This window comes from Nonomuraea sp. AD125B (genome assembly GCF_041402765.1).
Taxonomy (GTDB): domain Bacteria; phylum Actinomycetota; class Actinomycetes; order Streptosporangiales; family Streptosporangiaceae; genus Nonomuraea; species Nonomuraea bangladeshensis.
Window position 1 is genome coordinate 22,333 of sequence record NZ_JBGLOU010000026.1, and the last position, 19,233, is coordinate 41,565.

General features: G+C 72.3%; 19 protein-coding genes. 11 read left to right on the top strand and 8 right to left on the bottom strand.

Annotated features, from left to right (window positions below):
* Positions 1-49: 49 nt before the first annotated feature.
* Both def and ACBR40_RS43670 read left to right on the top strand, forming a co-directional pair.
* Positions 50-535: a peptide deformylase gene (gene def, locus ACBR40_RS43665; RefSeq protein WP_344207123.1), complete on the top strand. Its 486-nt coding sequence runs from the start codon at positions 50-52 to the stop codon at positions 533-535.
* A 22-nt stretch (positions 536-557) separates the two neighbouring features.
* Positions 558-1,304 (top strand): SDR family oxidoreductase, encoded by a 747-nt coding sequence (locus ACBR40_RS43670; RefSeq protein WP_371252537.1) that lies wholly within the window; start codon positions 558-560, stop codon positions 1,302-1,304.
* 18 nt (positions 1,305-1,322) lie between these two features.
* On the opposite strand, the gene ACBR40_RS43675 is transcribed toward ACBR40_RS43670, so the two are convergent.
* Both ACBR40_RS43675 and ACBR40_RS43680 read right to left on the bottom strand, forming a co-directional pair.
* Entirely contained in the window at positions 1,323-2,726 is a 1,404-nt protein-coding gene (locus ACBR40_RS43675) for an aldehyde dehydrogenase family protein (protein ID WP_371252538.1), read from the bottom strand.
* A 127-nt stretch (positions 2,727-2,853) separates the two neighbouring features.
* Positions 2,854-3,474, bottom strand: a complete 621-nt coding sequence (locus ACBR40_RS43680; protein ID WP_371252539.1) for a disulfide bond formation protein DsbA — start codon at positions 3,472-3,474, stop codon at positions 2,854-2,856.
* Positions 3,475-3,564: 90 nt separating this feature from the next.
* On the opposite strand from ACBR40_RS43680, the gene pepN reads away from it, so the two are divergent.
* From pepN to ACBR40_RS43695, 3 genes are all read left to right on the top strand, one after another.
* Entirely contained in the window at positions 3,565-6,129 is a 2,565-nt protein-coding gene (pepN, locus tag ACBR40_RS43685; protein WP_371252540.1) for an aminopeptidase N, read from the top strand.
* Between the two features lie 150 nt (positions 6,130-6,279).
* Positions 6,280-7,767 carry a protein kinase gene (locus tag ACBR40_RS43690; RefSeq protein WP_371252541.1) on the top strand — a complete coding sequence of 496 codons (1,488 nt, stop codon included), beginning with the start codon at positions 6,280-6,282 and terminating at the stop codon, positions 7,765-7,767.
* Positions 7,768-7,857: 90 nt separating this feature from the next.
* Positions 7,858-8,817 carry a hypothetical protein gene (locus ACBR40_RS43695; protein ID WP_344207117.1) on the top strand — a complete coding sequence of 320 codons (960 nt, stop codon included), beginning with the start codon at positions 7,858-7,860 and terminating at the stop codon, positions 8,815-8,817.
* 18 nt (positions 8,818-8,835) lie between these two features.
* Here ACBR40_RS43695 and ACBR40_RS43700 read toward each other — a convergent pair whose 3' ends face one another.
* On the bottom strand, positions 8,836-9,201 hold the full coding sequence (locus ACBR40_RS43700) for a DUF5130 family protein (protein ID WP_344207116.1): 366 nt from the start codon (positions 9,199-9,201) through the stop codon (positions 8,836-8,838).
* A gap of 21 nt (positions 9,202-9,222) precedes the next feature.
* Positions 9,223-9,513, bottom strand: coding sequence for a hypothetical protein (locus ACBR40_RS43705; protein ID WP_344207115.1), 291 nt, complete (start codon positions 9,511-9,513; stop codon positions 9,223-9,225).
* Positions 9,514-9,715: 202 nt separating this feature from the next.
* Here ACBR40_RS43705 and ACBR40_RS43710 point away from each other — a divergent pair, with 202 nt between their 5' ends.
* From ACBR40_RS43710 to ACBR40_RS43720, 3 genes are all read left to right on the top strand, one after another.
* Entirely contained in the window at positions 9,716-10,543 is an 828-nt protein-coding gene (locus ACBR40_RS43710) for a nuclease-related domain-containing protein (RefSeq protein ID WP_344207114.1), read from the top strand.
* A 163-nt stretch (positions 10,544-10,706) separates the two neighbouring features.
* Positions 10,707-12,545 carry a dihydroxy-acid dehydratase gene (gene ilvD, locus ACBR40_RS43715; protein WP_344207113.1) on the top strand — a complete coding sequence of 613 codons (1,839 nt, stop codon included), beginning with the start codon at positions 10,707-10,709 and terminating at the stop codon, positions 12,543-12,545.
* A 110-nt stretch (positions 12,546-12,655) separates the two neighbouring features.
* Positions 12,656-13,156: a WYL domain-containing protein gene (locus tag ACBR40_RS43720; protein ID WP_177241217.1), complete on the top strand. Its 501-nt coding sequence runs from the start codon at positions 12,656-12,658 to the stop codon at positions 13,154-13,156.
* A gap of 82 nt (positions 13,157-13,238) precedes the next feature.
* Here ACBR40_RS43720 and ACBR40_RS43725 read toward each other — a convergent pair whose 3' ends face one another.
* The 3 genes from ACBR40_RS43725 to ACBR40_RS43735 are packed head-to-tail and all read right to left on the bottom strand — an operon-like array spanning position 13,239 to position 14,808.
* Positions 13,239-13,451: a zinc ribbon domain-containing protein gene (locus ACBR40_RS43725; protein ID WP_344207110.1), complete on the bottom strand. Its 213-nt coding sequence runs from the start codon at positions 13,449-13,451 to the stop codon at positions 13,239-13,241.
* A 3-nt stretch (positions 13,452-13,454) separates the two neighbouring features.
* A complete protein-coding gene (locus ACBR40_RS43730) occupies positions 13,455-14,252 on the bottom strand; it encodes a GNAT family N-acetyltransferase (protein ID WP_344207109.1) in 798 nt (265 codons plus the stop codon).
* Positions 14,253-14,298: 46 nt separating this feature from the next.
* Complete coding sequence (locus tag ACBR40_RS43735) at positions 14,299-14,808, bottom strand: HNH endonuclease (RefSeq protein ID WP_329591958.1); 510 nt, start codon at positions 14,806-14,808, stop codon at positions 14,299-14,301.
* Between the two features lie 279 nt (positions 14,809-15,087).
* On the opposite strand from ACBR40_RS43735, the gene ACBR40_RS43740 reads away from it, so the two are divergent.
* The 3 genes from ACBR40_RS43740 to ACBR40_RS43750 are packed head-to-tail and all read left to right on the top strand — an operon-like array spanning position 15,088 to position 18,299.
* Positions 15,088-17,145: a prolyl oligopeptidase family protein gene (locus tag ACBR40_RS43740; protein ID WP_371252542.1), complete on the top strand. Its 2,058-nt coding sequence runs from the start codon at positions 15,088-15,090 to the stop codon at positions 17,143-17,145.
* 10 nt (positions 17,146-17,155) lie between these two features.
* A complete protein-coding gene (locus tag ACBR40_RS43745; protein ID WP_344207107.1) occupies positions 17,156-17,947 on the top strand; it encodes an AraC family transcriptional regulator in 792 nt (263 codons plus the stop codon).
* A gap of 4 nt (positions 17,948-17,951) precedes the next feature.
* A complete protein-coding gene (locus ACBR40_RS43750) occupies positions 17,952-18,299 on the top strand; it encodes a VOC family protein (RefSeq protein WP_371252543.1) in 348 nt (115 codons plus the stop codon).
* 13 nt (positions 18,300-18,312) lie between these two features.
* Here the strand turns inward: ACBR40_RS43750 and purU are convergent, their stop codons facing one another.
* Entirely contained in the window at positions 18,313-19,167 is an 855-nt protein-coding gene (gene purU, locus ACBR40_RS43755; protein WP_344207105.1) for a formyltetrahydrofolate deformylase, read from the bottom strand.
* Positions 19,168-19,233 lie beyond the last annotated feature (66 nt).

Below are 19,233 nucleotides of genomic sequence, written 5' to 3' on the forward strand. Positions count from 1 at the left end.
CTAGAGTAAGGATCACTTCCGTCCGCCACCCCTTACGAAGGCAGGGATCATGCGAGAGATCCGCGTCATCGGCGACCCCGTGCTGCGCACGCCCGCCGAGCCGGTCACGGACTTCGACCGCGAGCTGCGCCGCCTGATCGAGGAGATGTTCGAGGCGATGTACGCGGTCGACGGGGTGGGCCTGGCGGCCCCGCAGATCGGCGTGTCGCGGCGATTGTTCGTCTACGACATCAACCGGCGCAAGGGCCACGTGATCAACCCGGTGCTGACGGTGGACGACCCGGAGGAGATCGCCGACGAGGAGGGCTGCCTGTCGGTGCCCGACCGGCGCACCGGGCGGCCGATCTACGCCCCCGTCGCGCGCGCGGCGGGCGTGACCGTGGAGGGCGTGGACCGGCTCAGGCGGCCGGTGCGCGTACGCGCCCGCGGCTCGCTGGCGCGCTGCTTCCAGCACGAGGTCGAGCATCTCGACGGCCGCCTGTACGTCGACCGCCTGCCGCGCGACGAGGCCCGCGGGATCATGTCGCGCGCCTGACCCCGAGGCGTAGCGTGGCCGCATGACTGTGCTTTCCGGCAAGGGGCTTTCCGGCAAGGGCGCGTTGGTCACGGGTGGCTCCCGTGGCATCGGCAGAGCCGTCGTGGAGCGGTTGCGGCAGGACGGCGCCGAGGTCGTCTTCTGCTACGAGCGGTCGGAGGAGGCCGCGCTGCGGGTCGCGAAGGAGACGGGCGCGACGGCGGTGCGGGCGGACCTCGGCGTCAAGGAGGATCTGGAGCGGCTGTTCGCCGAGGCGGAGGCCCGGCTGCCCGGGGTGGACATCCTCGTCAACAACGCGGCCACCACCACCGGGCAGAAGCTGCTCGCGGACCTCACGGACGACGACTTCGAGCGCTCGTTCGCGGTGAACGTGCGCGCCGTCCTCCTCGCCCTGCGGTGGGCCGCCGGGGTGATGCGCGACGGCGGGCGCATCGTCACGATCTCCTCGCTCAACACGCAGGTGCCCGCCCCGACGCTCGCGCTCTACTGCGGCGGCAAGGGCGCGGTCGAGCAGTTCGCCAAGGTGGCGGCGCGGGAGCTGGGCGGGCGCGGCATCACCGTCAACGTCGTCTCCTCGGGCGCGACGGACACCGACATGCTGCGCGGCGCCAACCCGCCCGAGGCGCTGGAGCGGACGCAGGCGCTCACGGCGCTCGGACGGCTGGGGCGGCCGGACGACATCGCCTCGGTGGTGGCGTTCCTGGCGGGGCCCGACGGGCGGTGGGTCACCGGCCAGAACCTGATCGCCAGCGGGGGCCTGCTGGTCTGAGCCGCCCGCCGGCGGGCGTCAGAGCTGGAGCGACTTGATCTCCAGGTATTCCTCCAGGCCGTACTCGCCGAGCTCGCGGCCGACGCCCGACTGCTTGTAGCCGCCGAACGGGGCCAGCGGGTTGAACCGGCCGCCGTTGACGGCGACCTGGCCGGTGCGCAGGCGGCGGGCCACCCCCAGGGCGCGCTCCTCGGTGCCCGCCCAGACCGCGCCGGCCAGGCCGTAGCGGGTGCCGTTGGCGATGGAGACGGCCTGGTCCTCGGTGGTGTAAGGGATCACCGACAGCACCGGCCCGAAGATCTCCTCCTGCTCGATCGCCATGCCGGGTTCGACACCCGCGAACACCGTGGGCTCGACGTAGAAGCCGCGCTCGTGCGGCCGTTCGGTGCCGCCGGCCACCAGCCGGGCGCCCTCCTCCTGGCCGCGGTTGATGTAGCGGACCACCCGGTCGCGCTGGACCTGCGAGACCAGCGGGCCGATCCGGGTGGACTCGTCGAAGGGGTCGCCGACGGTGTAGCCGCGAGCGGCCTCGACGGCCAGGCGGACGGCCTCGTCGTACTGGTCGCGGTGGACGAGCATGCGGGTCCAGGCCGAGCAGGTCTGCCCGGCGTTGACGAAGCAGTTGGCCACGCCGACCTTGACGGCGAGCTTGAGGTCGGCGTCGGGGAGGATGATGTTGGCGGACTTGCCGCCGAGTTCGAGCGCCACCCGCTTGACGGTCTCGGCGGCGAGCGCGGCCACCCGGCGGCCCGCGGCGGTGGAGCCGGTGAAGGAGACCATGTCGACCTCGGGGTGGGCGGCCATGGCCTCGCCGACCACCGGCCCGCGCCCGCTGACGAGGTTGAGCACGCCCGGTGGCAGGCCCACCTCGTCGAGGATGCCGGCCAGCTCGTACGCCGCCAGCGGCGCCACCTCGCTCGGCTTGAGCACGACGGTGCACCCGGCGGCCAGCGCCGCGCCCACCTTGCAGACGATCTGGTGCAGCGGGTAGTTCCACGGCGTGATGGCCGCGACCACCCCGATGGGCTCCTTGACGACCAGGGAGGAGCCGACGCGCTGCTCGCGCGGATGGCTCTCGGCCAGGTGGGCGAAGGAGGCGAGGACCCCCGCGGGCATCAGGGTCTGCACCTTGAGCGCGAAGCCCAGCGGCGATCCCATGTCGGTGGCGATCGCCGCGGCGACGTCGTCGGCGCGCTGCTTCAGCAGCTCGGCCGCGGCGGCGAGCAGCTTGCCGCGTTCGGCCGGCGCGCTGCGCGACCAGGACGGGAACGCTCTTCGCGCCGCGGCCACGGCCGACTCCACATCGTCGGGAGAGCCGGCGGGCACGTGGTCGATGACCTCTTCTGTGGCCGGGTTGACGACCTCTATGGACTCGTCGGACGCTGAGGCGGTCCAGGAGCCGCCGATGTACAGCTGACGCATGTCCCCATCCTGACAGCGCGTCCCGGCGTTCGCGAGGGAGGTTCACTGAGCCGGGGATGAGGATTCTCCACCGCGATCAGGGTCTTTCCTCCCCGCGGGGTATCCGTAATGCGCTGACAGCGGGTTTTCAGTCGAATTGCGGGCGGCGGGTGCGCGTGCGCTTCAGCTCGAAGAAGTCGTCGAACTCCGTCACGGCGACGACGCCGTCCCACAGGCGACCGGCGTCCTCGCCCCTGATGATCCTGGTGATGACCGGCCCGAAGAAGGCGTTGGCGCCGACGCGGATGATCGGCGTGCCGACCTCCTGGCCGACGAGCGTGATGCCCTCGTCGTGCGAGGCGCGGATGCCGGCGTCCCACTCGTCCGACTCCATGGCGTCGGCGAGCTGCGGGTCGAGGCCCACGGCCTCAAGGGCGGCCTCGTTGATCTCGCGCAGCTTCTCCGGGTCCTTGCCGAGGCCCTCGTTGTGCAGGCGGGTGCCGAGCTCGGTGTAGAGCCGGCCGATGTACTCCTCGCCGTGCTTGGCGGCGGCGGCCGCCACGACGCGGACCGATCCGTGCGCCTTGAGCGCCCGCTCCTTGTATTCGGCGGGCACGTCCTTGCCCTCATTGAGGTAGTGGAGCGACATGAAGCGGAAGCGGGGCTCGATGGGCCGAACCTTCTCGACTTCGAGCAGCCACCGTGACGTTACCCATGCGAAGGGACAGGAAGGATCGAACCAGAGGTCCACGGGAATCTTCTCAGCCATGTGGGGCCATAACCTGGGGTGGCTCGGATCCTATTCCCGCCGTGACAGGATACCGACAACCCCGACGAAGCGGTTGAAAAGGAGCGGAACTTGGCAGGCAACCTGACCAGGGACGAAGCGCGCGAACGCGCCAAGCTGTTGAAGGTCGAGTCGTACGAGGTCGCCCTCGATCTGACGGAAGGTGAGGAGCGCTTCGAAAGCGTCACCACGGTCCGCTTCTCCGGCCTGGTCCCCGGTTCGTCCACCTTCATCGACCTGCACGGCGCGCACGTCCGCCAGGTGACCCTGAACGGCGAGGACCTCGACGTGTCCGCCTACGACGCGGAGAAGGGCCGCTTCCCGCTCCCCTCGATCGCCGAGTCGAACGAGTTGCGCGTGGACGCCGACTGCTCCTACATGCGCACCGGCGAGGGCCTGCACCGTTTCGTCGACCCGGTCGACCAGGGCGTCTACCTGCACACGCAGTTCGAGACGGCCGACGCCCACCGGATGTACGCCTGCTTCGACCAGCCCGACCTCAAGGCCACCTTCCAGCTCACCGTGCTGGCCCCGGCCGACTGGGAGGTCGTCTCCAACGCCGCCGCGACCAACGTCGAGAGCCTGCCCGAGCAGGCCGGGCGGCACGGCACCGTGCAGGCGGCCAAGCGGTGGACGTTCGACACCACCCCGGTCATGTCCACCTACATCACCGCGCTGGTGGCCGGGCCGTACCACAAGGCGACCTCCGAGCACGACGGCATCCCGCTCGGCATCTACTGCCGCGCCTCGCTCGCCGAGCACCTCGACGCCGACAACATCTTCGAGGTCACCCGGCAGGGCTTCGACTTCTTCCACAAGGTGTTCGGGGTGCGCTACCCCTTCGGCAAGTACGACCAGCTCTTCGTGCCCGAGTTCAACGCCGGCGCGATGGAGAACGCGGGCTGCGTGACGTTCCTGGAGGACTACGTCTTCCGCTCCCGCGTCACCGACGCCCTGGTCGAGCGGCGCGCCGAGACGATCCTGCACGAGATGGCGCACATGTGGTTCGGCGACCTCGTCACCATGCGCTGGTGGGACGACCTGTGGCTCAACGAGTCGTTCGCCACCTACATGTCGGTGCTCTGCCAGGCCGAGGCCACGCGGTGGGGCAGGGGCGCCTGGACGACGTTCGCGAACGTGGAGAAGGCCTGGGCCTACCGTCAGGACCAGCTCCCCTCCACCCACCCGATCGCCGCCGACATCCCCGACATGCAGGCGGTCGAGGTCAACTTCGACGGCATCACGTACGCCAAGGGCGCCTCGGTGCTCAAGCAGCTCGTCGCGTACGTGGGGCTGGAGAACTTCCTCGCCGGCGTGCGCGACTACTTCGCCGACCACGCCTGGGGCAACACCGAGCTGAAGGACCTGCTCGACGCGCTGGAGCGCACCTCGGGCCGGGACCTGTCGGCCTGGTCGAAGGACTGGCTGGAGACCGCCTGGGTCAACACGCTGCGCCCGTCGTTCGACGTCGAGGACGGCCGTTTCACCCGCTTCGAGGTGCTGCAGGAGGCTCCCGCCGACTATCCGACGCTGCGCTCGCACCGCATCGCCGTCGGCCTGTACTCGCTGGTGGACGGCGCGCTGACCCGTACCAAGCGGGTCGAGCTGGACGTCGTCGGCGCCCGGACGCCCGTGGCCGAGCTGGTCGGCGCGGAGCGGCCCGACCTGGTGCTGATCAACGACGACGACCTCACCTACGCCAAGATCCGCCTCGACGACGACTCGCTGCGGACGCTGGTGAACGGCGGCATCGCCGCGTTCACCGACTCGCTGCCGCGCGCGCTGTGCTGGTCGGCGGCCTGGGACATGACCCGCGACGGCGAGATGCCGGCCCGCGACTACGTCCGGCTGGTCATCTCGGGCGCGAGCGTGGTCACCGACCTCACCGTGCTCCAGGCGATCCTGCGGCAGGCCCGCCAGGCCGTCCAGCAGTACGCCGACCCGGCCTGGCGGGCCGAGGGCCTGCGGCTGCTGGCCGACGAGCTGCGCTCGCTGCTCGCCGCCGCCGCGCCCGGCTCGGACCACCAGCTCGCCTACCTGCACGCGTTCGCGCCGGCGGCCACCTCGGGCGAGGACCTCGACCTGCTGGCCGGCATCCTGGACGGCACCTCCGTGCCCGACGGGCTGACCGTGGACGCCGACCTGCGCTGGAGCCTGGTGCACGCGCTGGTCGTCGGCGGCCGGATCGACGAGGCGGGCATCGCGGCCGAGCTGGAGCGCGACCCCACGGCGACCGGTGAGCGCTCGGCCGCCCAGTGCCGGGCCGCGCTGCCGACCGCCGAGGCCAAGGCGGCGGCGTGGGAGCGCGTCGTGGGCGGCGAGCTCGCCAACCACATCGCGCGCGCCACGATCGGCGGGTTCCAGGACCCGCACCACCCCGAGCTGCTCGCGCCGTACCGGGAGAAGTACTTCGCCGAGGTCGGGCGCATCTACAAGGAGTGGACGTTCGACCAGGCGTCGTCGTTCGCGGTGGGCTGCTTCCCCGCGCTGCTCATCGAGGAGGCGACCGTACGGGCCGCCGAGGACTACCTCGCGGCCGAGCAGCCGCCGCAGGCGCTGCGCCGGCTGATCCTGGAGGGCGCCGACGGCGTCCGCCGCGCCCTGCGCAACCAGGAGAAGGACGCGGCGGCGTCCTGATCCCGCGCGCCGGGCGGAGTGCCGCTCCGCCCGGCGCACCATACCCGTGAGGTCAGTGTTCCCTACCTGCGAGGGCGGGGACGGGCGGGACGTCCGACACCCGCGCCGACTTGGTCCTGCCACCTCAGAGCCGGTGTTAGATTCGACTACGTGCTAGGCGCCGGGACCACGCTCAACGACCGCTACGTGCTGGCCGGTCGCCTCGGCGGCGGCGGCATGGGCGAGGTCTGGCGTGCCGAGGACAAGGTGCTCGGCCGCTCGGTCGCGGTGAAGGTGATGACGCCCGCGCTGACCGAGAACGCCACCTTCGCCCAGCGGTTCCAGAACGAAGCCAGGGCCATGGCCACGCTCACCCATCCCGGCGTGGTCGACGTCTACGACTACGGCACCTGCGAGATCTCCGGCCGCCAGGTCACCTTCCTCGTCATGGAGCACGTGCGGGGCGAGTCGCTCGACCGGGTGCTGCGCCGCGGCCCGCTCGACCCGGCCGCCGCCATGCGGCTGGTCGCCGAGGTCGGCGACGCGCTGGCCGCCGCGCACGCCCAGGGCATCGTGCACCGCGACGTCAAGCCGGCCAACCTCATGGTCCGCGAGGGCGGCGGGGTGGCGCTCACCGACTTCGGCATCGCGCACTCGGTCTCGGCGGGGCACCTGACGGCGACCGGGCAGATGTTGTGCTCGGCGGGCTACTGCGCGCCGGAGATGGCGACCTCCAGCGAGGTCACGCCGGCGGTCGACGTCTACGCGCTCGGCGTGGTGGCGTACGAGTGCCTGACCGGGCGGCCGCCGTTCCAGGGCGAAACGCCCGTGCAGATCATCTTCAAGCACCTCAACTCGCCGGTGCCGGAGCTGCCCGGCGAGGTGCCCGCAGGGCCGCGGGCCGTGGTGACGCGGGCGCTGCAGAAGACGCCCGAGCAGCGCTGGGAGTCGGCCGCCGCCATGGCCGCGGCCGCCCGGCAGGCCCTGGCCGCCCCCGACGTCGTGCCGTACGGGGCCGGCGACACGGGGCCCACGGCGGCGCCGGGCACCGGCGTCGCGGGTGCGGTCGCGGCCGGAGGGCTGGGAGCTTTCCCGGGCGGCGGCGTTCACGGGACCGATCCCGGCGCGACGGCCGGGACGGCAGGCGGACCAGCAGGCGGCATCGCGGGCGGGGCCTCCGCCGGCACCCTGCCCGCCCGTCCCGAGCGGCGTGTGCGGCGGACGGCGCGGGTGGCGCTCACCGTCGCCGCCGCGGTGCTGGTGTCGGCCGGCGTCGCCGGAGCGGTGTGGCTGCGCCCGGACCGCTCGTCGAGCGAGGCCACGGTGACGCCGACCAGCGTGACCGACACCACGGCCACCACCGGCCCCAAGACCCCGGCCCCCTCCCGGCAGCAGAGTGTGCCTCCGGTCCGGCAGAGTCCGACCGCCGTGCCGACGAAGGGCGCCGACCCGCTGCCCACCCCGTCGGTGACGGTCACGCCGACCGCGTCGGCCACGCAGACGCCCACGGCGGCCCCGACCACGCCCGAGCCGAGCAAGGAGCCGACGAAGGAGCCCACCTCCGAGCCCACGCAGTCATCCGGCCCGGAGGAGCCGGCGACGGAGCCGCCGAGCGACCCACCGGGCGACATCCAGTGCGTCCGCGAGCCGTGCCCGTGACCGTTTGCCCGTAGCAGGGTGCCCGGAATCGGCTGCCCGCGCGCTTTGCCGGTGTACGCGAACACTCGGCGATCGTGAGAAGGTCGTCCCGTGGAGACGACTCGTGACCTGCTCATCGCCCTGGCCCGCCGCTACGCCTTCGCCGACCTCGGCGCGCTCGCGCCGGCGGCGGAGATCGCGGAGGTGTGCGAGTTCGGGCAGCGGCTGCTCTCCCTCGACGCGGAGGACTTCGCGGCCGAGGCCAGGGTGGTGCCCGCCGAGCTGAGGCGCCGGGCCCGGGCCTGCCACATGCCGCAGACGCCGCGCGAGCAGCCGCGGGGGGCGCTGGAGTCGCTGCGGCCGGCGTACGGGCTGCTGCTGGAGGCCATCGCGGTGCGGTGGCACCGGCGGGAGCTGAGCCCGATGATCGCCGCCGTGCACATCGCCAGCGAATACCTGCCGCTGCTGGCGTTCGAGCCGCATCTCGGCCACGCCGGCGATCCGGCCCGCTGGCCGGCCGGGCTGAGCGCGCCGGGGAGCAGGTTCGGGGTGATCGGCGACCGGGAGTGCGACCACACCAAGTCCGAGCAGTCGGCCACCAACCGCACCCTGCGGGTGTCGGTGGAGCCGGCGGAGGGCTGGCGGGCCTACTTCGACCGGCAGCACAGCCAGGTCGCGGGCGCCCTGGCGGTGTGCGTGGCCACCTGCCGCAACCCCTGCACGTCGATGGACTGGATCGATCCCGAGCCCCGGGCCGACCTGCAACTGCGCGCCCGCACGGCGCTGGCCTTCGCCGAGACCCCGCTGGTGCGGCTGCGGCACGCCGCGCCCGTGGGGCACGGGTTCGGGGTGCCGTCGCCGGAGGAGGTGCTCGACGCCTGGGAGCGCAGCCGCCTGGCGCTGGACAAGAACCCCATCGGCGCCGCCGCCTCCAAGGACGACGGGTTCCCGCTGCCGGGGCTGCCCGCGCTGTTCGCCGCCATCGCCGACGCCGCCATCGAGCCCTCCACGCTCCTGCACGGCGTCAGCGAGCACGTCGTGCGGCTGCTCGAACGGCACGAGGCCGCCTGACCTCCGCGCGCGCCCGCGTCAGCGGCGGGCGGTCGCCTGCTCGCCGAGGGCGTTGATGCCGTGCAGCAGGCCGCCGATCAGGTCGCCGGCGCTGAAGGCCGTGGCCATGGACATCGCGGTCAGCCGGCAGGCGGCGTCGCCGAGGCGGGCGCGGGCGCGCTCGCCGGTGACGATCTCGATGCCGCGCCCGTGCAGGTCCACCAGCACCACCACGGCGTCGGCGGACTCCGTGCCGAGCGCGGCGTGCAGGCGTTCGGCGAAGTGCCGCCGGCCGCCGGCGGCGGGCGCGCCGAGGAAGAGCCCGAAGCGCAGCCCGCTCCGCCGTTCGGCGGTGTGCAGGGCCTGGCGGAGGTCGTCGGCCTGGGCGCTGGTCAGTCCGCGCATCTCGGTGCTCCCATCGTCACCTCACCATCCGGCCGAGGCGCCGCCGACGTGCCGGCTCGGCTCCGCCGTCTCGGCCGCTGACACCCAGTCGTTCTCGGGGACCTCCGCCCAGTGCGCCACCCGGTCGGCGAGGACGAGCCCCGACGTGCTCACGCCGCGCTCGCTGCGGAACGGCCCGCCGAGCCAGACCGGCCCCGCCTCCGCGCGCCGCTGCGCGCCGCGTCCCGGCAGCATGACCAGCAGGCTGATCAGCACGAACAGCCCTGAGGACACCCCGAAGAGATAGAGCAGGATCTCTGCCGCGCTGTTCACACCACGAACGTAAACCTCGTGTGCGAGTCCGGCCAGACCCCGGCGGGGGCGGGAGTTATGATCATGGGTGAGGGGGCACTTCTCTAGAGAAGAACGTAGTTAATACCCCGAAAACGGGCGTGGAACACGATGAGCTGGGCCATAAAACTATGGACAGGGCAACACTAGGATTCGGCAAGATTTCCGGGCTACGGTGAGTCACGTGGACACCGACAACCAGCGAGAAGACGGTCACAACGCGTCACCGATCTGGGTGAGCGACCGGCCGGAGAGCGAGCGGACCGCCGCCTCGACGCCATCGGCGCCCACCTCCACGTACGCGCCCGTGCCACGCGCGTCCGTGCGCGAGCTGCTGGCACAACCGCGTTTCCGCCGGTGGCGCACGCGCCTGCTGGTGGGCGTCGCCGCGGCGATCGTGGTGGGCTTCCTGGCGCAGGATTGGCGGATCGGCGTGACCGCGGGCGTGGTCGCGGCGATCCTGGAGGCGGCCTACCGGGCACGCTCCAATTCGTCCGTGCCCGCCTGGCGGCGCGCCTCCGTGGCCGAGCGGCGCACCGAGGCACAACTGCGCAAGCTGGAACGCCTGGGCTACCGCACGTTGCACGCCCGCGCGATCCCCGACACCGAGCAGCAGATCGACCACCTCGTGGTCGGCCCGACCGGCGTCTACGCCGTCGACTCCGAGAAGTGGGACAAGCGCCTCCCGGTCCGCGTGCAGATGGCCAAGAAGCTCTTCCACGGGCCGTTCGACCAGAAGGAGCGGCTGACCCACGCCAAGTTCGAGGCGTCGAGGGCGAGCGAGCTGATCAGCGCGTCGTTCGGGCGCGAGGTGCCCGTCGTGCCCTCGCTCGCGATCTACGGGCCGCCCGTGCCGTGGAAGATCATGACGATCCGGGGCGTGGACGTCTACCAGGGCGACCGGGCCCGCAAGTGGATCACCAAGCGGGAGCGGGCGCTGACCGACGCCGAGATCGAGAAGATCTTCGAGATCGCCGGCAAGGTGCTGCCTCCCCGCTACGGCGAAGGCTGACGGACGACCGGCAGCGCCGCACGCCGCCTCCCCGGGCGGGCGTGCGGCGCTTTCGCGCGCTCTCCCGCCGGGTCGTCGCCTCGTCCGAAGCGTGGACGGTTTGTCTCAGTCACCGGGCGGTGGTCGTACCATGTGAAGACTCGACAGCGATGGGAGAAGCGCGATGCCCGCCCTCAGGTCACGTACGGTCACTCACGGCAGGAACATGGTCGGTGCCCGGGCCCTGCTCCGGGCGACCGGCGTAGCCGGGAGCGATTTCGGCAAACCGATCGTGGCCATCGCCAACAGCTTCACGCAGTTCGTCCCCGGTCACGTGCACCTGCGCGAGGTCGGCGACGTGGTCGCCGGCGCGGTGCGCGAGGCGGGCGCCATCCCCCGCGAGTTCAACACGATCGCGGTCGACGACGGCATCGCGATGGGTCACGGCGGCATGCTCTACTCGCTGCCGTCCCGCGAGCTGATCGCCGACGCGGTCGAGTACATGGTCAACGCGCACTGCGCGGACGCGCTCATCTGCGTCTCCAACTGCGACAAGATCACGCCGGGCATGCTGCTCGCCGCTTTCCGGCTCAACATCCCGACGGTCTTCGTCTCCGGCGGCCCGATGGAGGCAGGCAAGACCCCTGGCCGCAAGCTCGACCTCATCGACCCGATGATCGCCTCCGCCGACGAGTCGGTCAGCGATGAGGAGCTGCTGGCGATGGAGGAGAGCGCCTGCCCGACCTGCGGCTCGTGCTCCGGCATGTTCACCGCCAACTCCATGAACTGCCTGACCGAGGCGATGGGCCTGGCGCTGCCCGGCAACGGCACCACGCTGGCCACGCACAAGGCGCGCAAGCAGCTCTTCGAGGACGCCGGCCGCACGCTGGTCGAGATCACCCGCCGCTACTACGAGGAGGGCGACGAGTCGGTGCTGCCGCGCTCGATCGCCACCCGCGAGGCGTTCGAGAACGCCATGGCGCTCGACGTCGCCATGGGCGGCTCCACCAACACGATCCTGCACATCCTGGCCGCGGCCCGCGAGGCCGAGGTCGACTTCGGCCTCAAGGAGATCAACGAGATCTCGCTGCGGGTGCCGTGCCTGTGCAAGGTCGCCCCGGCGACCAGCAAATACCACGTCGAGGACGTCCACCGGGCCGGCGGCATCCCCGCCATCCTGGGCGAGCTCGACCGGGCCGGGCTGCTGCACCGCGACGTGCCCACGGTCAACGGCGGCACGCTGGCCGACCTGCTGGCCGGCTGGGACGTCAAGTCGCCCGCCGTCCGGCCGGAGGCCGTCGAGCTCTGGCACGCCGCGCCCGGCAACGTGCGCACGGTCAAGGCGTACTCGCAGGACAACCGCTGGGACGACCTCGACCTCGACCGGGCCGAGGGCTGCGTCCGCGACCTGGAGCACGCCTACACCGCCGACGGCGGCCTCGCGGTGCTCTACGGCAACATCTCGCGCGACGGCGCGGTGGTGAAGACCGCCGGCGTGGACGAGTCGATCTGGCGCTTCAGCGGCCCCGCCGTGGTGTTCGAGTCGCAGGAGGAGGCCGTCGAGGGCATCCTCGGCGGGCGGGTCAAGGAGGGCGACGTCGTCGTCATCCGCTACGAGGGCCCCAAGGGCGGCCCCGGCATGCAGGAGATGCTCTACCCGACCTCGTTCCTCAAGGGCAAGGGCCTCGGCAAGGCGTGCGCGCTGGTCACCGACGGCCGCTTCTCCGGCGGCACCTCGGGCCTGTCCATCGGCCACGCCTCCCCCGAGGCGGCCGAGGGCGGCACGATCGCGCTGGTCGAGGACGGCGACCTCATCGAGATCGACATCCCCGGCCGGTCGATGGAGCTGCGCGTCCCCGAGGCGGAGCTGGCGGCGCGGCGTGAGCGGCTGCTGGCCGACCTGGGCGGCTACCGGCCGCGCGAGCGCAACCGGCCGGTGAGCGTGGCGTTGCAGGCCTACGCCGCGATGACGACCTCCGCCTCGACGGGGGCCTCGCGGGACCTGTCACAACTGTCGAAGTAGTCCGGCGTCCGAAGCGGCGGGTTTCCCACCCGCCGCTTCCGCGTGTCCGGGCACCTGTCCTTCCGGACAGGTTTTCGAAAAATGTCGGTCGCGGTCCGTATTCTTTGGGTATGACGACAGTCGTGAAGCACGATACTCGCCCGCTGACGACCGCCGAGATCGCCGCCCTCGCACTCTCCCTCGCCCACCTCGGCGCGGGACCCCAGGCCGTCACCGCACGGCGCGGCCTGCAGCACGCGCTCCAGCACCTGGAGCTCGACGACGACGTCATCGCCGCCACGCTCACCACCCTGACCGAGCCGCTGCCCCTGGAGATCGCCTCCCGGGCCAGGCTGATGGCCGACGCCATCACCAGCCGGCTCATGATCCGCCTGCACTACCGCGACGCCGGGGGCAACGTCACCGTCCGCGACGTCGAGCCGGTGACCTGCCTGGTGCACCGCGAATACTGGTATCTCGTCGGCGTGTGCCGGATGCGCCGCGGGATCAGGGCCTTCCGGTTCGACCGCATCCTCGCGGTCGAGCCCACGCTCACGCCGGCGCGGCCGCACCTGGCCGACCGGTTCCTGCCGTTCCAGCGCCGCAAGCGGGTCAGGGCCGGCGCGGCCTAGCGCCAGGACGCCCGGGGCGGCCGGCGCACCGCCGCCCCGGGATCAGGGGTCAGGGGGAAACAGCAACCCCGGCCTTTCGGGGTCAGGAGGAGCAGCAGCCCCCGCCGCAGCAACCGCCGCCGCCACCGCTCGGGCGGGGTGCGGCGGCGCCGCCGGTCATGGCGACCGTGGACAGCAGCTTCACCGTGTCGTCGTGGCCTTCGGGGCAGGACGCCGGCGCGTCGGAAGCCGACATGGGGCGGGACACCTCGAACGTGGAGCCGCACGCGCGGCAGCGGAAGTCGTAACGCGGCATGGCCTAAGCGTAGGTGATGTGCGCGTAGTCGGACACGGGCTCGTACCCGATGGCCTGGTAGATGGCGTTGCTGGTGGGGTTGGCCAGGTCGGTGAAGAGCACGACCTCCTCGCCCCGCTCCGCGAGCCCGACCTGGCTGACGTGGGCGGTGACCGCGGAGCCGTAGCCACGCCGGCGGCGCGAGGGCGGCGTGTAGACCGGCCCGATCCGGCAGACCCCGCCCGCCGGCTGCGACAGCGCCGCGAGGGCGACCGGCGCGCCGCCGTCCTCCCACACGAACAGCTCGCGCCGGGTGAGCCGCTGGGCCACCCGTTCGGCCGGGTCGCCCTCGCCGAGCCCGGCCTCCTCGCCGAAGGCGTGGTACCAGCTCACCAGCAGCGGGAAGTCGGCGGGCGTGGCGAGCCTGCCCCGCCCCGGCACCTCGGGGACGCTCAGCGTGCCGAGCCGGTAGAGCCGCTCGGCGACGGTCCGCGCGGGCGGCCCCATCAGGCGGACGACCTCGTCGGTCAGCTCGACCCGGCCGACCAGCGCGGGGATGGCCCTGCCGAGCGCCTCGACCAGGGGCGCGACCGCCTCGACCGGCATCACGGCGAGCCCGATCGGGTAAGGAGGCGTGCGGAAGGCCGCCCCGCGCACCTGCCCGCCCACCGTCCACCAGCCGAATCGCGGGTCCTTCGCCGGCGTGCCGGCGCGCAGGTCGGCCAGCACGGTCAGCGGGACGGTGTTGCCCACCGGGTCGCCGAGCAGGAAGGGCTCGGCGACCGCGGCGTACTCCTCGGGGTCCGAGGTGAAGGTCCACATGCCTGGCATGGTGCCAGGCACCGGCCTGCCCGGACAAAGCAGGCGGTCAGGCCGCCGCCTCCAGGTAGGGCGCCCATTGGGGGTCGCCGACGAGGGAGGCGCCGATCAGCCGCCAGTGTGCCCCGCGCGGCACCGCCGGGAGGACGCGGAGCGTCCACCCCAGCTCTTCCAGGTATTTGTCGGCCTTGCTGTGGTTGCAGGTGGTGCAGGACGCCACGCAGTTCTCCCACGTGTGCGTGCCGCCCCGCGAGCGCGGGATGACGTGGTCGATGGTCTCGGCCCGCTGCCCGCAGTAGGCGCAGCGGTAGTTGTCACGGCGCATGAGCGCCGCCCTGGTCAGGGGGATGCGTGACCGGTAAGGGATGCGGACATATCTGCGGAGCCTGATCACCGAGGGCACGTCGAGCGTGCAGCTGGCGGAGCGCAGCACGGCGCCCCTGCCGTCGCGGTGCACGACGTCGGCCTTGCCCCGGAGCACCAGCACGACGGCGCGGTGCAGGGAGAGCGTGGTGAGCGGCTCGTAAGTGGCGTTCAGCAGCAGGACCTGGCGCGTCATCGGGCCTCTCCCCGCTGCTTGCGTATGAGAGGGGACATGCCGTGGCATGTCCCGGCTATCGGCCCCTCCTGGGGCACTCGTGCTTCCGTCACGTGGACCTCCGCCGGACGGCCCAGCGGATGGTCACCACGGCACCGTCCTGTCAGCAAGTCTGGCGTTAGCAGCGCTGTCCCCGCCACCCCATAACCACTCACCGGACTGACCAAAGGGACGCACGGTACGTTTTATGCCCGCTTCACCTGCGTTTTACGCCTGCTCCGTGGCAGTAGGGTTCCCTGCATGACCCGAGAGCCGTACCCGACCGCGCGTCGCGAAGACATCATCGACGAACTGCACGGAACGCCCGTACCGGACCCTTATCGATGGCTGGAGGATCCCGACAGTCCAGAGACTAAGGGGTGGCTGCTCGCGCAGAGCGAGCTGTTCAGCCGGAGCAGGGGGCCGCAACGGTTCAAGAGCCGCATCGCCGAGCTGCTGCGGTCCGGTTCTGTCGGCGTGCCCGCCTGGCGCGGCGAGCGCTACTTCTTCAGCCGCCGCACGCCCGACCAGGAGCACGCGGTCTACTACGTCGTCGAGGCCGACGGCACCGAGCGGGCGCTCATCGACCCGATGGCCATCGACCCGTCCGGGCTGACCACGCTCGACGCCGTCCAGCCCGACAAGGAGGGGCGGCTGCTGGCCTACCAGATCTCGGTGGGCGGCAACGAGGAGTCCGTCCTCTACATCATGGACGTGGCGACGGGCGCCCGGGTCGAGGGGCCGATCGACCGCTGCCGCTACTCCCCCGTGGCCTGGCTGCCCGGCGGCGAGGCGTTCTACTACGTGCGCCGGCTGCCGAGCACCGAGGTGCCGGAGAACGAGAGCCAGTTCCACCGCCGCGTCTACCTGCACCGCGTCGGCACCTCCACGGAGGACGACGTCATGATCTTCGGCCAGGGGCTGAAGATGACCAACTACTACGGCGTCGGGGTCTCCCGCGACGGCCGCTGGCTGCAGGTCTCGGCGCACGAGGGCACCGCGCCGCGCAACGACCTCTGGGTGGCCGACCTGACGGCGTCCCCGGCCGACCGGCCCGACCTCAGGGTCGTCCAGGAGGGCGTGGACGCGCAGGCGGGGCTGGTCTTCGGCCGCGACGGCCGGCTGTACGTCCACACCGACCGCGACGCCTCCCGCGGCCGGGTGTGCGTCACCGACCCGGCCGAGCCCGGCTACGACACCTGGCGCGAGCTGATCCCCGAGGACCCCGAGGCGGTGCTCAACGACTTCGCCATCCTCGACGACCTGGAGCGCCCGGTGCTGCTGGTGGGCTGGACCCGCCACGCGATCAGCGAGCTCACCCTGCACGACCTGGAGACCGGCGAGCGCCTCGGCGAGGTGCCCACGCCCGGCCTGGGCTCGATCGGCGGCATCGCCGAGCGCCCCGAGGGCGGCCACGAAGCCTGGTTCGGCTACACCGACAACACCACCCCGCCCACCATCCAGCGCTACGACGCCCGCACCGGCGAGACCACGCTGTGGGCGGCCTCGCCGGGCGCCGTGGAGGTGCCGGACGTCCGCACCGAGCAGGTCGTCTACCGCTCCGCGGACGGCACCGACGTCCGGATGCTGGTCATCTCGCCGCCCGGCGAGGCGAGCGGCCCCCGCCCGACGATCCTCTACGGCTACGGCGGCTTCGGCATCTCCATGACCCCCGGCTACTCCGCCTCGATCCTCGCGTGGGTGGAGGCCGGCGGCGTCTACGCCATCGCCAACCTGCGCGGCGGCGGCGAGGAGGGCGAGCAGTGGCACCGCGACGGCATGCTGGGCAACAAGCAGAACGTCTTCGACGACTTCCACGCCGCGGCCGAGCACCTGATCGCCACCGGGGTGACCACGGCCGGGCAGCTCGGCATCTCCGGCGGCTCCAACGGCGGCCTGCTCGTGGGCGCGGCGCTCACCCAGCGGCCCGACCTGTACGCCGCCGTGGTGTGCTCGGCCCCGCTGCTCGACATGGTCAGGTACGAGCTGTTCGGCCTGGGCGCGACCTGGAACGTCGAGTACGGCTCCGCCGACGACCCCGAGCAGTTCGGCTGGCTCTGGGGCTACTCGCCGTACCACCACGTCAAGGAGGGCGTGGAATACCCGGCGACGCTGTTCACCGTCTTCCAGTCCGACACCCGGGTGCACCCGCTGCACGCCTGGAAGATGTGCGCGGCGCTGCAGCACGCGACGACCTCCGACCGGCCGGTGCTGCTGCGCAACGAGACCGAGGTGGGCCACGGCGCCCGCTCGGTCAGCCGCTCGGTCGACCTGTCGGCCGACACGCTGAGCTTCCTCGCCGCCCACACCGGGCTCTAGAGTCGGAGGGGTGAGCGCGCTGGGGCTGGCCATGGTCGAGGCCGTCCCCAGCGCTGCCCTGCGCCCCTACGTCACCCGCCTGACCGCCTACCGCGAGCGCCACGGAGCGCCGGTGACGCGGGCGGAGCCGGCGATGCCCGGTGCCGTGCTCATCCTCGCCTTCGGCACGCCGATGGAGGTGGACGGGCAGCGGCTCACGGCGTTCGCGGGCGGGCTGGGCGACCGGTTCACCGTCACCCGCACGGCGGGGCCGACGGAGGGCGTGCAGGTTTTCCTCACGCCGTTCGGCGCCCGGCGGCTGCACGGGCTGCCGATGCGTCACCTGACCAACCGCGTCCTGCCGGCCGGCGAGCTGCTGGGGTCGTGGGCGGAGACGGTCGTGGAGCGGCTGGCCGCCACGCCGTCCTGGCGGGAGCGGCTGGCGCTGGCCGACCGGCTGCTGCTGGCCCGCCTCCGGCAGGGGCCCGAGGTGGGGCCGGAGGTGCCGTGGGCGTGGGCGCGGCTGCTGGAGTCGGGTGGGCGGGTCCGCGCGCCCGAGCTCGCCGCCGCGCTCGGCTGGAGCCACCGGCATCTGGTGGCGCGGTTCCAGGACCAGGTGGGGCTGCCGCCGAAGAGGGCGGCCCGGGTGATCAGGTTCGGGAGGGCGGCGCGGCTGCTGCGCTCGGGCGCGGCTCCCGCGCTGGTGGCCGCCGAGTGCGGCTTCTCCGACCAGGCGCACCTGAACAGGGAGTTCCGGGCGCTCGGCGGCGTCACGCCCGGTCAGATTTCTCCAAGACCCCGGGGCGGCCGCGCGGCATCCTGAGCCCATGCGAACCGTGTACGCGCTCGCCCGCTACCAGGACTGCGGTGCGGCGCTCGACTTCCTGACGGAGGCGTTCGGCTTCCGGGCGCACGAGGTGTCCAAGAACGACGAGGGCGTGGTCTACCACGTCGAAGTGCTGGCAGGCGACGACATCATCATGCTCGGCCAGGGCCGGCCCGGCGGGCCGGGGATCTACGTCGCGGTGGACGACGTGGACGCCCACCACGACCGCGCGGTGGCGGCGGGGGCCCGGGTCACCATGGGGCTGGTGGACCAGCCGTACGGGTCCAGGGAGTACGGCTGCGCCGACCCCGAGGGCAACACCTGGTGGTTCGGGACCTACCGGCCCTGACCCCCGCGCGGGCTCAGCGCGGGAAGACCACCGTCTTGTGACCGTCGAGCAGCACCCGCTGCTCGGCGTGCCACTTGACGGCCCGCGCCAGCGTCACGCACTCGACGTCGCGCCCGATGGCCGCGAGGTCCTCGGGCGAGTGGCTGTGGTTGACCCTGGCCACCTCCTGCTCGATGATCGGCCCCTCGTCGAGGTCGGAGGTCACGTAGTGGGCGGTGGCGCCGATCAGCTTGACGCCGCGGTCGTGCGCCTGGTGGTAGGGCTTGGCGCCCTTGAACGACGGCAGGAACGAGTGGTGGATGTTGATCGCCCGCCCGGCCAGCTTCTCGCAGAGGTCCTGGGAGAGCACCTGCATGTAGCGGGCCAGCACCACGAGGTCGACCTGGTAGTGCTCGACCAGCGCCAGCACCTCGGCCTCCTGCCGGGGCTTGGTCTCCGGGGTGACCGGCAGGTGGTGGTAGTCGATGCCGTGCGACTGCGTGAGCGGGCGCAGGTCGGGGTGGTTGGAGACGACGGCGACCACGTCGATGTCGAGCGTCCGCGCCTTGACCCGGTAGAGCAGGTCGTTGAGGCAGTGGTCGAACTTGCTGACCATGATGAGCACGCGCGGCTTGCGCGCGACGTCCCGGACCGTGAACTCCATGGCGAAGTCGGGGGCGAGCGCGGCGAAGGCCGCCCTGATGTCGTCCTCGGCCGGCCCTCCGGCGAACTGCACGCGCATGAAGAAGCGCTCCGCCTTCCGGTCGCCGAACTGCTGGCTCTCGATGATGTTGCACCCGTGGCGGGCGAGCAGGCCGGAGACGGCGGCCACGACGCCGGGGCGGTCGGGGCAGGAGAGCGTCAGGATGTATTCGGCTGGGCTGGTCATGCGGTCACTCTCGCGCTTAGTGTCGTGGGGACGTGGATCGGGCGTCACGTCGAGCGTACCGGCGTG